Source organism: Serratia sp. TSA_105.2 (genome assembly GCF_052692115.1).
Map to the genome: position 1 here is coordinate 293,141 of NZ_JBQZFT010000001.1, position 14,414 is coordinate 307,554.

Here is a 14,414-nt window from a genome sequence, read left to right on the forward strand (position 1 = left end):
CGGGGTCACGTTCTCCAGGATGCGGCGGTTACCGTATCTGACAGTTACCCGGTTAGTGTACCGCTAATAGCTTAAGCCGACATTAAACGAGACGAAGAAAATTACCGGAATCCGCCTTAGCGCACGCCGTTGAGGCGATCGAAGCCGGCAGCCAGATCGGCGATCAGGTCTTCGACGTTCTCCAGGCCGATGTGCACACGCACCAGCGTGCCGGAAAAATCGACGCCGCCCGCCGGACGGATCGCTTCCAGCTCTTCCGGCTGGTTGGCCAGGATCAGCGACTCGAAGCCGCCCCAGGAGTAGGCCATGCTGAAGTGGCTGAAGTTGTCCAGGTAGGCGGCCAGCTGCGCATCGTCCAGCCGCTCTTTCAGCACGAAAGAGAACAGCCCGTTGCAGCCGCTGAAGTCGCGGCGGTAGAACTCGTGGCCCTTGCAGCTGGGCAGGGCCGGGTGATTGACCGTCGCCACCTCCGGCCGTTCGGCCAGCCAGTTGGCGACCTCAATGCTGCTGCGCTCGTGCTGCTTCAGGCGCACGCTCAGGGTGCGCAGGCCGCGGCTCGCCATATAGGCGGTGTCGGCATCCACCATCTGCCCCATCAGATAGGAGTACTCGCGCAGTTGATCCCAACAGCGCGCGTTGGCGACGGCGGTGCCGAGCATGTAATCGGAATGGCCAATCAGGTATTTGGTGCCGGCCTGAATAGAAATGTCGATGTCGAAATCCAACGCCTTGAACAGCACGCCCGCCGCCCAGGTATTGTCGATCATGATCACCACCTCCGGCGCCACGGCGCGAATGGCCTGCACCATCGCCGGAATGTCCTGCACTTCCAGGGTGATGGAGCCGGGGGATTCCAGGAACACCACGCGGGTATTGGGCTGGATAAGATTGGCGATGTCGGCGCCGATCAGCGGATCGAAATAGGTGGTGCTGACGTTCATGCGGCCGAGGATGTGGGAGCAGAAATCCTGGGTCGGTTCGTACGCCGAACCGGTGACCAGCAGGTGATCGCCGGCGCCGACGAACGACAGGATCGCATTGGCCACCGCCGCTGCGCCGCAAGGGTACAGCACGCAGCCGGCGCCGCCCTCCAGTTCCACCATCGCATCCTGCAGGGCGAAGTGGGTCAGCGTGCCGCGTCGGCCGTAAAACAGCTCGCCGTGGGCGCGTTGCGCGGTGGCGTGCTTTTTGGCGGCGACGGAGTCGAAGACCAAAGAAGAGGCGCGTTGCGTGACGGGATTGACGGAGCCCTGGGTGTAGCGTTTGCCGCGGCCGGCGCCGATCAGCGTGGTTTCGATGTGTTTTGACGTCATGGTACCTGGCTCACCTTTGGTTGCTCTGCACGTGCCCGTTTGCGATAGCCCTTACGTTAGCATGAGTTAATATAGCCATCCAGACGTTTTAACTTCCAGATACAGAAACGGCTATTATTGGCTGCCAGGCGCGCCTTTCTCGCCTCATCCTTCTGCCCTGGTGCGAGAGAGAAGCCCATTCCTCGGTCAAGACGCCGTTCGGCAGCGTGGCGTTGTTGCGTCGTTGTGGGAGAAAAGTAACGAAATAACCCTATAAAAGGGGCGTTTGGCGGTGAACGGGCGCGGATTGGCGCTTTGCGGCGGGGTTGGCTAAAATTTTCTCGTTTATTTGGTAAATAATAATGAGAACTACTATCAATCCCCGGTTGGTTTGATATGATCGCACGCTGAATTATTCCTTAATTTTGATCGGTAATGGGTGGAGGCACAGCGTGAAAACGGCTGGCAAGAATTTAAATCAAGGATCGTTCGGCCAGGGCCGGGCGCAGTGGGGCAAGGCCTTTGGCCGCAGCCTGATGGCTTCTATGGTGCTGGTTGTGGGGCTGGCCGGCAGCGCGCAGGCAGCGCCGGCGGCCAATCCGGCCGTTACCGAAAGCGTTGCGCCGACCACCGCGCCTGCACCTGCTGCAGCCGCCGCGCCGGAGAGCATCACGCCGGTGAACCCGGCACCGACGATCCAGCCACCGGAAACCCGCGGCATGGACCTGTCCATTTGGGGTATGTACCAGCACGCCGACGCGGTGGTGAAAGCGGTGATGATCGGCCTGGTGCTGGCGTCTATCGTGACCTGGACCATTCTGTTCGCCAAAGGCAGCGAACTGCTGCGTGCCAAACGTCGTCTGCGCCGCGAGCAGTTGGCGCTGGCCGAAGCGCGCTCGCTGGATGAGGCTTCCGAACTGGCGCAAAACTTCTCCCCGGAGAGCGTCAGTGCGGTACTGCTGAACGATGCGCAAAATGAGCTGGAGCTGTCTGCGGAATCCAACGACAACAACGGCATCAAGGAACGCACCGGTTTCCGCCTCGAGCGCCGCGTGGCGGCCTACAGCCGCAACATGGGCCGCGGCAACGGCTTCCTGGCCACCATCGGCGCCATCTCGCCGTTCGTCGGCCTGTTCGGTACCGTCTGGGGCATCATGAACAGCTTTATCGGCATCGCCCATTCGCAGACCACCAACCTGGCGGTCGTGGCGCCGGGCATCGCAGAGGCGCTGCTGGCGACTGCGATGGGCCTGGTGGCGGCGATCCCAGCAGTCGTTATCTACAACATCTTCGCCCGCGTCATCAGCGGCCATCGCGCCCAGGTAGGCGACGTGGCAGCGCAGGTCTTGCTGCTGCAGGGCCGCGATCTGGATCTGGCCGCAACGGCGGAAGCCAAGCGCTCACAGCACGCACACCAACTGCGGGCGGGGTGAGTCATGGCGATGCGCTTAAATGAAGATCTGGACGACAGCGGCGAACTGCATGAAATCAACGTGACGCCGTTTATCGACGTCATGTTGGTGCTGTTGATCATCTTTATGGTGGCCGCGCCGTTGGCAACGGTAGATATTCGCGTCGATCTGCCGGCTTCTTCCGCCAAACCGCAGCCGCGGCCGGAGAAACCGGTGTTCCTGTCGGTGAAGGCCGACAAGCAGCTCTACGTTGGCGATCAGCCGGTGAATGCCGATCAGCTGACTTCGGTGCTGGATCAACGCACTCAGGCGAACAAAGAAACCACCATCTTCTTCCAGGCGGACAAGAGCGTGGACTATGAAACGCTGATGAGCGTGATGGACACCCTGCGTAAAGCCGGTTACCTGAAAGTGGGGCTGGTGGGCATGGAAGGCGCCGCCAAGTAGCGGCAGCAACACGATAAAGGGCGCTCAGGCGCCCTTTTTTATTGATTCAGAGACATCACTCCCCGGACAACAACGCCCGGGAACCGGCATGGCGCCAGTGGATGCGGCCCGGCAGATAAAGCGCATGCTGTTCCAGCGGCCGCTCGTCGATGAGCGCGGTGACCTGGCTGAAGCTATGTTGCGCCAGCGCCCGGCAGTCCTGAGCGACCGTGTCTATCTTCAGCGTCATGCAATCGAACAGGTAGTGATCGTCGAAGCTGCACAGGTGGATGTCGCTCTCCATCAGCTGATGCTGCGTCAGATAACGCAATACCCCTTCCAACAGGCCGCAGGCGGCGGTAAACAGCGCTTTGGGCGGACGCCCCAGCTGTGCGCACAGCTGAGCGAACATCTCGTAACCTGAGCTGGGGTGGTAGCTGCCGTTGATGATCCATTCCGGTTTGCACGTCACGCCGGCGCGCTCCAGGCCAAGCTGGAAGCCGGCCAGCCGATCGCGGGTCGGTGAAATGCGCGGCTGCCCGCCGAGAAAATAGATCTCATCCGGATGTTGGCGCGCGACCTTTTCCACCAGGTCGGCGGTCGCATTAACCGAGTCGGTGATCACCAGCGGCAGTTCGGAACCGGCGATCAGACGGTCCATCTGCACCACCGGCAGCCCGGCGTTGATCTTCTGGTATTCCGCGTCGTTCAGCTGGCTGGAGGCGACGATCAGGCCGTCGACCTGCCGCTGCACCAGACTGTTCACCGCCATCATCTCCTGCGCCGGGTTTTCATCGGTGCAGGCGATCAACAGCTGCAGACCGGCTTCGCGGCACAGCGTTTCCAGCTCGCGCGAGATCACCGCAAAGCCGTAGTTGGTCATCTCCGGCACCACCAGCCCCAGCGTGTGGCTGCGGTTGGAGCGCAAAGAGCGGGCGTGGATGCTGGGCTGATAATGGTGTTCGTGCGCCAGCGCCAGAATGCGATCGCGGGTGTCGTCGGACACCCGGTATTCCTTGCTGCGGCCGTTCAGCACCAGGCTGGCGGTCGATTTCGACACCCCGGCCAGCGTGGCGATGTCACTGATGGTAATGCGTTTATTTTTTTTCACTGACGCCATCTGAAGTCATCGGAGGATGCGTCATTCTAGCATGCATGGCGTCAGCGGCCAGTATTCCAACGCCAGCGGCGCGCTCCCGTTCAGCCGCAGTTGCGGTTCACCCGCCGGGAAGTAGCGCGCGCTCATCACCGCCTCGCCGTGGTTGATGAAGATTTCCACGCTGGAACGATCGAACAGCAGCTGCAGATGCGTGACCGGGCCGCGCCAGTAACGGTGCTCCGGCCGGCCGTCGGCCAGAGAGGCTCGCGTCAGCCGCAGCTGCTCGCCGTCCCAGTTCAGCGTCATGGCGTCGCCAAAAGCGGCGCTGAACGCACCCTGCGGCGATATTTGCAGCTCCGCGGCCCCCAGCGCATAGGTGGGGGCGTCATCGGCGCGGCCTTGCCAGTCTCCTCGCTCGCCGCGCAGCTGTTGCAGCTCGCGCGCCGGGCGTTGGTGGAGGCGGCCATGCCGCAGTGACAGCTCGCGTGGGCAGGTCATGGTGTGGATCCAGCCGTAACGGCGCGTCGGATGGGCTTCTTCATCTTGCTCGGGCACGCCCATCCAGCCGAACAGCAGGCGGCGGCCATCTTCCGCCAGCGTCGTCTGGGGCGCGTAGAACTCGAAGCCGGCGTCCAGCTCGCGAAATTCGCCGTGGCTGAAGGCCGCCTGCCGGTAATCCAGCTTGCCGAGCAGATAGCCGGCCTGATAACGGTTGAGATAGCGTTCCGCCTGCGGCGCCAGCCCCTGTGGGCAGCAGATCAACACGTCGCCGCCGTCCAGCGAGAACAGATCCGGGCACTCCCACATGTAGCCGAATTCGCCCAGGTCGTTCAGGCCGGAACCGGCGATCTCTCCCAGCGCTTGCCAGTCGCGCAGATCGCTGGAACGCAGCAGCAGCACCTTGCCGCGATCCTGCAAGTCACGCGCGCCGAGCACCATGTACCAGGCATCCTGATGACGCCACACTTTCGGATCGCGTACGTGGCCGCTGTAGCCCTCCGGCAGCGGCAGCACAGGCCCGAGTTTGCGGTATTCGCCCCGATCGCTTGCCTGAGCCAGGCATTGGTAAGCGGTGCGTGAACCGTCGGGGTATTTCACGTTGCCGGTGTAGATCAGCGTGATTTTGTCTTCCGCCACCACCGCCGAGCCGGAGTAACAGCCGTGGCTGTCGTAACAGGCGCCGGGCGCCAGGGCGAGCGGCTGATGTTCCCAACGCACTAAATCGATCGACTGCCAGTGTCCCCAGCACTTGTTGCGATGATCGCAGCCCAGCGGGTTCCACTGATAGAACAGGTGATAAACGCCATTGTGCTGGATAAAGCCGTTGGGATCGTTCAGCAGGCCAACGCTGGGCGCCAGATGCCAGGCCGGGCGGTGCGGATCGCGCAGCGCGAGTGGCTGGCCGTTCATGACTGCCCGCAGCGCCTGTTTGATTAAGCTGAGTTCTTCCATCATTGCGCGTCCGTTTTATATTTCAGCAGCAGGGAGAGCGCGAAGGCGCTGCCAAAAGCAATCGCCAGGCCGATGATATAGCTGACCAGCGAACTGGCCTGCACGATCGCCATGCCAGGGATCGCCGTTAGCCCGACCGCGTTCATGCCGACGTGGTTGGCCACCACCCAGGCGCCGCCGAGCGCGCCGCCCGCCAGCGCCGCCAGGAAAGGCTTCACGAAGCGCAGGTTGATGCCGAACAGCGCCGCCTCGGTGATGCCGAGCATGGCGGAAAAGGCCGAAGGCACCGCGATGGCTTTGATTTTGGCGTCGCGGGTTTTGAAATACACCGCCAGGCAGGCGCCGCCCTGCGCGATGTTGGCCATCGACCAGATCGGCAGCAGGAAGTTGACGCCGATATTGGGGTTGCCGAGCAGCCCGGCCTCTACCGCATGGAAACTGTGGTGAATGCCGGTGATGACGATAGCGGAATAGAGGCCGCCGAACAGCAGCCCGGCGAACCACCCCGCATGGGCAATCAGCGTGCTGAGCACGAAGGAGATGCCGTCGCCCAGCGCGCGGCCGGCGGGGCCGATAAACAGCAGAGCGACAAAGCCTGAGATCACCACCGTCAGGAACGGCGTCAGGATCAGATCGAGCGCGTTGGGGATCACCTTGCGTAGCCGCTTTTCCAGCACGCTCATGAACCACACCGTCAGCAGCACCGGGAACACGGTGCCCTGATAGCCGATCATGGCGATCTCCAGACCGAAGAAGTTCATGGTGTGGAACCCTCCGGCGACGCCCCAGGCGTTGGTCAGCGCCGGATGCGTCAAAATTCCGCCGAGCGTGGCGCCCAGGTAGGGATTGCCGCCGAATTCGCGTGCGGCGGTGAAGCCGATCAGAATCGGCAGGATAATGAACGCCGCCGAGCTGAACATATCCAGCATGATGAACAGCGCGCTGTTGGCATCGGCCCAGCCGTAGGTTTTCACCATGCCGAGCAGCCCCATCAACAGGCCGGAAGCGACGATCGCCGGGATGATGGGCACGAAGATGTTCGACAGCAGGCGGGCGATACGCTGCAGCGGGTTGAGCTTTTTCGCCGCGATATCGGCGGCTTCGGCTTTGCTGGATTCGCTGACGCCCGCCGCCTTGATGAATTCCGCATGCACCTTGTTGACCAGCCCGGTGCCGAAGATCACCTGGATCTGACCGGCGTTGCTGAAGCAGCCTTTGACGCCGTCCAGTTTGCCGATGGCCTCTTTGTCCACCTTGCTGTCGTCCACCAGCACCAGGCGCAGGCGCGTGGCGCAGTGGGCGGCGCTGGCGATGTTTTCTTTACCGCCGAGCAGCGGCAACAGCGCGTTGGCGGTTGCGGTAATGTCCATGTTGTCCCCTTGCTAAATAAAAATGCCGCCGCGCAGTTTGCGGCGCAGCGCCGTGAATCGATGTCAGAAGAAATACTTGAATCTGGCGCGCATGCCGTAACGTTGATCGCTGTCGCCGTTGGCTATCTTGTTGTCGGCGTTGGCTTCCAGCAGCGACACATAGGCGCCCAAATACAAATTGAAATTCTTCATATTCATAATGTTAGGTATCTGATACGACGCGTGAATGGTGTGGATGTCGTAGTTGCCCGGTTCGCTGAGCGGGTTGTGGATATCGGCGGCGATCCCGGCGGTATTGAACTCTTTGATATTGTTATGAGCATAGATATAACCCAGTTCGAAGCGCCGCCACAGCACGTTGATGCCGGCGGTGAAGTCTTGCTCGCCTGAGGCATCCAGATAGGCGGTGCTCAGGTTGGCCACCACGCCGTTATCCGGATCGGCGGCGCTGTTGTTCCAGCTCATCGTCATGCCGTAGCCGTTGCGCTTGGACTGATCGACGAAGCGGCCCTGGCCGTCCTGATAGCCGTAGGCGTTATTCACCACGTTGCTTTCCATTGCCGCCGCGATGCTGAAGGCGTCTTTTTTCCAGGCGATCACCGGGCGCAAATAGGCGACGTTTTTCTTATTATCCAGGGCGTTGCCGTGGTAGCTGTTGTCCTGGAACAGCGAAGTGCCGTCCTCCACCAGCGTGTTCAGCTCGAAATAGACATCACCGGCGTATTTGCTCAACATCAGGTTGCCGCCGCTGCTGCTGCGGCCGCGGCCTTCTTTCATCATGTAGATATAGCCGAAGCCGTCGGCGTACAGATCGTTGGCGGTATTGCCGGAGTATTGAATGAAGGTGTCCTGATTCAGCGGGAACATGTCGTAGGCTTCAAAGCGGCCGATTTTGGTTTGCCAGTTCTTTTCATTGCCGAAGAAGAAGGCGGCGTCGTCCAGGTTCATTTTGCCGGTCATGTCCGCCAGCGGCTGCACGCTGAAGCCGGAGAAGTTGCCGTCCTGATTGCGGCGGTAGCCGTCCAACCCGACCAGAATACGGCCGTTGATATCCCAACGTTCTTTGTTGCCGGGCTTCCAGTCCTTGTGGTCGCTGCCTTTCAGCGACGTCAGCTGGCCGCTGCGGCTGGCGCCGTCCAGGTTGAACTCCACGTCGCCGTACAGCTTCAGGTCATTGAATCCGCTCAGTTTCAGCACGCTGGAGTTGGCAATCGGTGTTTCCTGCGTGGCGGCATGCTGTGCAATCTGCGCGGTTTGCCGTTCGGTGTTGGCGGTGCGTTGTTCCAGCTGTTGCGCCCGATGTTCCGCCGCCGTCGCGCGGGTTTCAGCCTGTGCGGCGCGCCGTTCCGCCTGCGCCAGACGTTGTTCCAGCGCGTTGAGACGTGCCTCGATACTGCCGCTGCCCGAGGCGGCTGCGCTGGAAGCAGAGAGGAAAAGCCCTGTTGTTATCGCCAAATAGCTGAGTTTTTTCATCATCGTCTATCATCCGGGTAAGGGTTGTTATTATTGTTTGCTAAATTGCTAAACCGGTTTTTCATGGCGAAAGATAACGAGAGGGAAGCGAGCTGGCAACCCAGTTAGCTAACCCGATTCAGCTATTGTGATCGAGCGCGCAAATCGTGGACAAAAAGACCACGGCGAACCTGAGGCTCGCCGTGGATGCAGAGGATCAACGCAGGAAAGCCGCCAGCTCGTCGGCGTGGGGCAGGGCGGTCATGGCCCCTTTGGCGGTGGTGGCCAGCGCGCCGCAGGCCTGCGCCTGGGCGATAACCGCCGGCCATTGCGCTTCCTGCGGCAATTCGTGAAGGCGCGCCAGCGCCGCTAACAGCCCGGCGACGAAGGCGTCGCCGGCGCCGGTGGTATCGACCGGAACGACAGGCGCCGCCGGGAAATGACGCAGCCGTTGGCCGTCATGCACATAGACGCCGTCGCCGCCCAGCGTCACCAGCAGCAGGCGCAGCGAATAGGTTTGCATCGTCCAGCGAATGGCGTTCTCCAGATCGTCAAGATGGCTGATGAAAGCCAGCTCTTCGCGCGACAGTTTCACCACGTCCGCCAGCAGCAGCGCCTTTTGCAGGCAGGGGCGCAGCGCTTCCGGCTGGCGCCAGACCTCTTCGCGGATGTTGGGATCGAAACTGACCCGGCCACCGGCCGCCCGAATGCGCTCCATCGCCGTGAAGGCCGCACTGCGGCTGGGCTCCTGCGAGAGCGCGATGGAGCAGAGGTGCAACCATTCCCCCCGTTGGAAAGCCGGCAGATCGTCGGGCTGCAAAAATAGATCGGCGCTGGGCTGCACCATAAACGTGAATGAGCGCTCACCCTGCAGATCGAGATCCACCACGACCGTGGAGGTGTGGTGTTCGGGGTCTGGCCGCATATGGCCGATATCCACCCCTTCATCGCTCAGCACCTGCTGCAGAAAGGCGCCGAAGCCGTCTTGCCCCACTCGCCCGATAAAAGCGCTGTCGCCACCGAGCCGGGCGATACCCACCGCTACGTTAGCCGGTGCGCCGCCGGGGCATTTGAGATAACCGTTGGCATTTTCCGGCACCAGGTCGATCACGGCGTCGCCCAGTACCCATACGCGATTCATCATGCTTAATCCCTGTTTTTGTCCTTGTCAGATGGGGTGCTAAAATAGAAGAACCGGTTTAGCAAGGCAATGAAATAATGCGTTGGGACGTTTGGAGGGTGAGGAAGATCAATTTTTCTTCTGGGCTCGGGGGGAAGTAAACCCGCCCCGCGAGCCGGCTCGGGGCGAGATAGCGGGGCGGTTTAGCCCAGTTTCGGATACACGCCCGGGCCGATTGGCAATCCAAGCGCATACCAGACCAGCAGCAGCAAGATCCACACGCTGAAGAACACCATAGGATAGGGCAGGATCAGCACGTAATAGGTGCCGAGCTGCGCGTCTTTGCGGTAGCGCTGCAGGAAGCCGAGGAACAGCGGCAGGAACGGCGACATCGGCGCCAGCGGCAGCACCGCAGAGTCGGCGATGCGAAAGATCATCTGGGCGAACGCCGGATGGAAACCGAGCAGCATAAACATCGGCACGAAGATCGGCGCCAAAATTGACCAGATCGCCGAGCCGCTGGCGATGAACATGCACAGGAAGGCGGAGAGGAACATCAGGCCGAGAAATGCCGGAGCGCCACTCATTCCTGCGGCTTCCAGCATATCGGTGAGGCCGACGGCCATAAACTTGCCCATGTTGCTCCAGTTAAAGAACGCCACGAACTGCGACAGCGGAAATACCATCACGATAAAACCCGCCATGCTTTTCATCGGATCGAGCAAGTGGTGGGGAATGTCATCCGGCCGCCGGATCTGTTTGGTGACCACGCCATAGGTAATGGCGACGGTGAAGAAGAACAGGATGATGATCGGCACTATACCCTTGATGAACGGGGAAGGGATCACCGAACCGGTGTTCGGGTCACGCAGCGGCGCAGCCTCTGGCACCACCAGAGCGGCGATGATGGCGATAAACACCAGCGCGGCAATGCCGCTCATCATCAGTCCCCGGTTCTGCAGCGGGGTCAGCGCGGCGATTTTGTCTTCGGCGCTGCCTTGCCATTTCGGCAGCCGGGGCTCGATAAACTTGTCGGTGAGCAGCGCGCCGGCGATGGTCAGCACGACCACGGAGGTGGCCATAAAGTACCAGTTGTCTATCACGCTAACGTGAATCGCGCCATCCACCGCTTTGGTCGCTTCGGTGCTGATGCCGGAAAGCAATACGTCGGTGGTGACGATCAACAGGTTGGCGGTAAAGCCGGAGGCGACGCCGGCGATCGCCGCCAGCAGTCCGGCTATCGGGTGGCGGCCCACCGCCACAAACATCAGCGCGCCAAGGGGCGGCATCACCACCAGGGCGGCGTCCGACGATATATGGCTGAAGAAGGCGATAAACAGCACCATATAACTGGCGTAGCGGGCGCTGACGCGCGAGGCCATTTTGTACATCAGCGCCTGCAGCAGGCCGACCTTTTCCGCCAGGCCGGCGCCTATCACCAGCGCCAAAATAGCCCCCAGCGGCGCAAAGCTGCTGAAGTTATGGATGATGTTGGGAAATATCCACTGCATGCCCGCTACGCTCATCAGGTTATTCACCTTGATAAGCTCGCCGGTGGCCGGATTTTTTACCGCCACATCAAGCCAGGAAAACAGCGCGGTGGCCAGCATAAGCACCAGGATCAAATAGACGAACAGTAAAAACGGATTGGGGATCTTATTGCCGATGCGTTCCACCCAGTAAAAAACGCGTCCGGGGCTTTTATTGATTGGCGTTGTGGCCTCACTCATGATTTTACCCTCTGTGTCTGCTCTGTTGTGTGATTGTTATTATTTGATTTATTTATAATTATGCTTCGTGGCCCGGTGAGCCGGGCCCTGTCTGTTAATGCTATTTCAATGGGGAGGGTTTCACCCCCTGCGGGATTGGGCAGCGGTACGGCTGTTCGGCGCGCCGGCGATCAAACTCGCTGCGGCAGCGCGCCAGCAGGGCACTGTCGCTCAGCAGATCGATGGCGGTCGCCGCCATCACTTTGCCGGCCAGGCACATGCCTTTATGGGCGATAGCGGTGCGGCCCTGAGCCACCAGTTGCCAGGTGTGCAAAGGCGTGCCGAGTGCAAAACAGGGGCTAAAGCATTGGGCGGTCGGCGCCACCCAGCTCACGTCGCCAACGTCGGTAGAGCCGTACAATAGGTCATCGGACTCCACATAAGGAGCGACCTCATCCATCAGCACCTTATCTCCCAACAGCTGCATCCACTCGCGCCCGGCTGCGCCGCCGGTGCGGGCAATGTTGAGTTTGGCGTTGCGCAGATCGTCGCGGCTCAGCGTCTGGCGGATTTCCTCGGCGAAGCGGCGTTCGGCGTCGCTGTACTCGGGCAGACCGAAATCACACAGGTTTTGATACATCGCGCGTTCCAGGCTGCGGTTCGGCACATAGTTGGAGCAGGCCTTGTCGAAGCGCACTTCCATCCGGGTGTCAGTCATCAGCGCTGCGCCCTTGGCGATGTTAATCACCCGTTGGTAAATGTCCTGCGCCTGGTCGAGCTGCGGCGCGCGGATCAGGTACAACACCTCGGCGTCGGCCTGCACCACGTTGGGGGAGCTGCCGCCGGTGTTGGTGACCGCGTAGTGCAGCCGCGCTTCTTGCACGATATGTTCGCGCAGGAAGTTGGCGCCGGTATTCATCAGCGTTACCGCGTCCAGCGCGCTGCGCCCCAGGTGCGGCGAGTTGGCGGCATGGGCGGCGACGCCCTTGAAGTGAAACGCCGCCTGAATGTTGGCCAGCGTACTGGTATTGAACATGCCACTGAAGCCTTCCGGGTGCCAGGTGAGGGCGGCATCGACGTCGTCGAACAGGCCTTCGCGCACCATAAAGGTTTTGCCGGAGCCGCCTTCTTCGCCCGGGCAGCCGTAGAAGCGCAAGGTGCCGGTCAGCCGGTTCTGCTGCATCCAGGCCTTGGCGGCGAAGGCGCCCGCCAGCGCCGCAGTGCCCAGCAGGTTGTGGCCACAGCCATGGCCGTTGCCGTTTTCCACCAGCGGCTGCGGCGTGGCGCGGCCCGCCTGCTGGCTCAACCCGGCCAGCGCGTCGTACTCGCCCAGCAACGCGATGACCGGGTGGCCGCTGCCGTAGCTGGCGATAAACGCCGTCTCGATGTCGCCCACGCCGCGTTCGACCGAGAAGCCTTCCTGCTCCAGCGCATCGGCCAGCAACGTGGCGGAATAGGTCTCGTTGAAGCGTGTTTCGGGGTGGTCCCAAATCGCGTCGCTCAGCGCGCTGAAGCGAGGCTGACGTTGGTCAATGTAGTCGTCGATAAATGCCTGCAGTTCTGAGTTGCTCATGATCCGCTCCCGAATGTCGACAGGTTCAGCGCCAGCGACGCCAGCGTTTTGACCGCCACTGCCATCACCTGCTCGTTGAAGTCAAATTTCTCGTTATGGTGTCCGGCGCTCAGCTCGGTGCCGAAAATGACGTATGAGGCCTGGCCGCCGCGGAATTTCACCCGTTCCATCATGTAGGTGGCGTCCTCTGAACCCGCAGCCTGTTCGCGGCGATCGACCACCGAGGTCAGCTCGGTTATCTGCTGTGCCTGGCGACGGATGTAATCCACCCACGGTTGGGTCGGTTTGCTGCTCTGCGCAGCGCCCATCAGCGCGATGTCGCAGGCGACGCCGTGCATCTTGGCTGCGCCTTCGATGGCGTTCAGCGCCTGTTGATAGACGAACGCGTTGATCTCATTGGTGGCGCCGCGCGTCTCCACCTTCATAAACGCCCGATCGGCGATCACGTTGCGGCCGGTGCCGGCCTGCAGCACGCCGACATTGATGCGCGAGCTGCCTTCGCTGTGGCGCGGGATGGCGTAAAGCCCCAGCGCAGCCTGCGCCGCTGCCAGCAGAGCGTTGCGACCGTCTTCCGGCTTGGCGCCGGCGTGTGAGGCGACGCCGCGGAAGGTGACGTCCAGCTTGCTGGTGGCCATAAAGCTGTCGCTGCCGCATACCAGCTCACCGGCCGGCACGCCGGTGCCGATATGCACCGCGGTGAAGAAATCGACGTCGTCCACCACGCCGGCCTCCACCATCGATTTTGCGCCGCGAGTGCCTTCTTCCGCCGGCTGGAAGATCAGTTTGACGGTGCCGCTAAGTTGGGACTCCAGGCTTTTGAAGACGTGCGCCAGCCCCAGGCCGATGGTGGTATGGCCGTCATGACCGCATGCATGCATCATGCCGCTGTTGCAAGAGGCGAAGCCTTCACGGAACGGCAGGTGTTCGGGTTCCAGCAATTCGTTGAGATCGAGGGCGTCCATATCCACGCGGTAGGCGATAGTTGGGCCGGGGCGGCCGGTATCGAGCGTTGCGACGATGCCGGCGAAGCCGCCGGAAAAGTGCGGCAACCATTTTTCCAACGCCCCCTGATTGCGGGCGCGCTTTTCCTGCGCTTCCAGCTCATCGGACGAGGGCAGTCCCATGCGCGCCTCGGCCTTGATTACCTCGCGGCCCAACTGCAGGCGATAACCCAGCCGATCGAGTTCTTCCGCCACCAGGGTGGCGGTGCGGAACTCAAACCAGCCGGATTCGGCATAGCGATGGAAGTCGCGGCGCCAGGCCTGCAATTGCGGGTACAAATCGGCCACCAACATCGAAAGCGAATTAGTCATAGTGATATCTCATAAGTTATCGCGCGCTGGATCGCTCCAGGCAGCAGTTATGCTCTGAACTGAAATCAGACGGTGAAGCTATTGCAAAGAAAAAGGTATATTTGGTTACTAACTGCCGTGAATGGCGCTTATTGGCGCAGAAAATGCGCTTAATTAAGCGAAATAAGAATTTGGTTATTTATTATGTTTTTTCCGA

Annotated in this window: 11 protein-coding genes; 2 read left to right on the forward strand and 9 right to left on the reverse strand. The window is 61.1% G+C overall.

Features of this window, described 5'->3' with window-relative positions; genetic code table 11:
• Nucleotides 1-116: 116 nt before the first annotated feature.
• On the reverse strand, nucleotides 117-1,313 hold the full coding sequence (metC, locus tag ACUTSC_RS01290) for a cystathionine beta-lyase (protein ID WP_197767480.1): 1,197 nt from the start codon (nucleotides 1,311-1,313) through the stop codon (nucleotides 117-119).
• Between the two features lie 431 nt (nucleotides 1,314-1,744).
• Between metC and exbB the strand changes: the two genes are divergently transcribed.
• The gene (gene exbB / locus ACUTSC_RS01295; RefSeq protein ID WP_074181144.1) at nucleotides 1,745-2,725 is read left to right on the forward strand and encodes a tol-pal system-associated acyl-CoA thioesterase; all 981 of its coding nucleotides are present in this window, start codon (nucleotides 1,745-1,747) and stop codon (nucleotides 2,723-2,725) included.
• A gap of 3 nt (nucleotides 2,726-2,728) precedes the next feature.
• Nucleotides 2,729-3,151: a TonB system transport protein ExbD gene (gene exbD, locus ACUTSC_RS01300; protein ID WP_004937307.1), complete on the forward strand. Its 423-nt coding sequence runs from the start codon at nucleotides 2,729-2,731 to the stop codon at nucleotides 3,149-3,151.
• Between the two features lie 55 nt (nucleotides 3,152-3,206).
• On the opposite strand, the gene ACUTSC_RS01305 is transcribed toward exbD, so the two are convergent.
• The 8 genes from ACUTSC_RS01305 to ACUTSC_RS01340 form a co-directional block, all read right to left on the reverse strand.
• Nucleotides 3,207-4,250 (reverse strand): substrate-binding domain-containing protein, encoded by a 1,044-nt coding sequence (locus ACUTSC_RS01305; RefSeq protein ID WP_197767479.1) that lies wholly within the window; start codon nucleotides 4,248-4,250, stop codon nucleotides 3,207-3,209.
• 21 nt (nucleotides 4,251-4,271) lie between these two features.
• On the reverse strand, nucleotides 4,272-5,681 hold the full coding sequence (locus ACUTSC_RS01310) for a sucrose-6-phosphate hydrolase (RefSeq protein ID WP_197767609.1): 1,410 nt from the start codon (nucleotides 5,679-5,681) through the stop codon (nucleotides 4,272-4,274).
• Nucleotides 5,681-7,051 carry a sucrose-specific PTS transporter subunit IIBC gene (locus ACUTSC_RS01315; RefSeq protein ID WP_197767478.1) on the reverse strand — a complete coding sequence of 457 codons (1,371 nt, stop codon included), beginning with the start codon at nucleotides 7,049-7,051 and terminating at the stop codon, nucleotides 5,681-5,683. Before ACUTSC_RS01315 ends, ACUTSC_RS01310 begins: the two co-directional genes overlap by 1 nt.
• Before the next feature lie 63 nt (nucleotides 7,052-7,114).
• Nucleotides 7,115-8,524: a carbohydrate porin gene (locus ACUTSC_RS01320; RefSeq protein WP_445653178.1), complete on the reverse strand. Its 1,410-nt coding sequence runs from the start codon at nucleotides 8,522-8,524 to the stop codon at nucleotides 7,115-7,117.
• Between the two features lie 196 nt (nucleotides 8,525-8,720).
• Nucleotides 8,721-9,647: an aminoimidazole riboside kinase gene (locus ACUTSC_RS01325; protein WP_445653039.1), complete on the reverse strand. Its 927-nt coding sequence runs from the start codon at nucleotides 9,645-9,647 to the stop codon at nucleotides 8,721-8,723.
• Between the two features lie 179 nt (nucleotides 9,648-9,826).
• A complete protein-coding gene (abgT, locus tag ACUTSC_RS01330; protein WP_197773746.1) occupies nucleotides 9,827-11,353 on the reverse strand; it encodes a p-aminobenzoyl-glutamate transporter in 1,527 nt (508 codons plus the stop codon).
• Between the two features lie 100 nt (nucleotides 11,354-11,453).
• Nucleotides 11,454-12,905 carry a M20 family metallopeptidase gene (locus ACUTSC_RS01335; protein ID WP_445653040.1) on the reverse strand — a complete coding sequence of 484 codons (1,452 nt, stop codon included), beginning with the start codon at nucleotides 12,903-12,905 and terminating at the stop codon, nucleotides 11,454-11,456.
• Entirely contained in the window at nucleotides 12,902-14,218 is a 1,317-nt protein-coding gene (locus tag ACUTSC_RS01340; RefSeq protein ID WP_197773745.1) for an amidohydrolase, read from the reverse strand. Before ACUTSC_RS01340 ends, ACUTSC_RS01335 begins: the two co-directional genes overlap by 4 nt.
• Nucleotides 14,219-14,414: the final 196 nt, after the last annotated feature.

Coding starts and splice junctions, on each gene's coding strand:
- metC (WP_197767480.1), bottom strand. CDS start 1,313: ATGACGTCAAAACACATCGAAACCACGCTGATCGGCGCCGGCCGCGGC.
- exbD (WP_004937307.1), top strand. CDS start 2,729: ATGGCGATGCGCTTAAATGAAGATCTGGACGACAGCGGCGAACTGCAT.
- ACUTSC_RS01305 (WP_197767479.1), bottom strand. CDS start 4,250: ATGGCGTCAGTGAAAAAAAATAAACGCATTACCATCAGTGACATCGCC.
- ACUTSC_RS01310 (WP_197767609.1), bottom strand. CDS start 5,681: ATGGAAGAACTCAGCTTAATCAAACAGGCGCTGCGGGCAGTCATGAAC.
- ACUTSC_RS01315 (WP_197767478.1), bottom strand. CDS start 7,051: ATGGACATTACCGCAACCGCCAACGCGCTGTTGCCGCTGCTCGGCGGT.
- ACUTSC_RS01320 (WP_445653178.1), bottom strand. CDS start 8,524: ATGAAAAAACTCAGCTATTTGGCGATAACAACAGGGCTTTTCCTCTCT.
- ACUTSC_RS01325 (WP_445653039.1), bottom strand. CDS start 9,647: ATGATGAATCGCGTATGGGTACTGGGCGACGCCGTGATCGACCTGGTG.
- abgT (WP_197773746.1), bottom strand. CDS start 11,353: ATGAGTGAGGCCACAACGCCAATCAATAAAAGCCCCGGACGCGTTTTT.
- ACUTSC_RS01335 (WP_445653040.1), bottom strand. CDS start 12,905: ATGAGCAACTCAGAACTGCAGGCATTTATCGACGACTACATTGACCAA.
- ACUTSC_RS01340 (WP_197773745.1), bottom strand. CDS start 14,218: ATGACTAATTCGCTTTCGATGTTGGTGGCCGATTTGTACCCGCAATTG.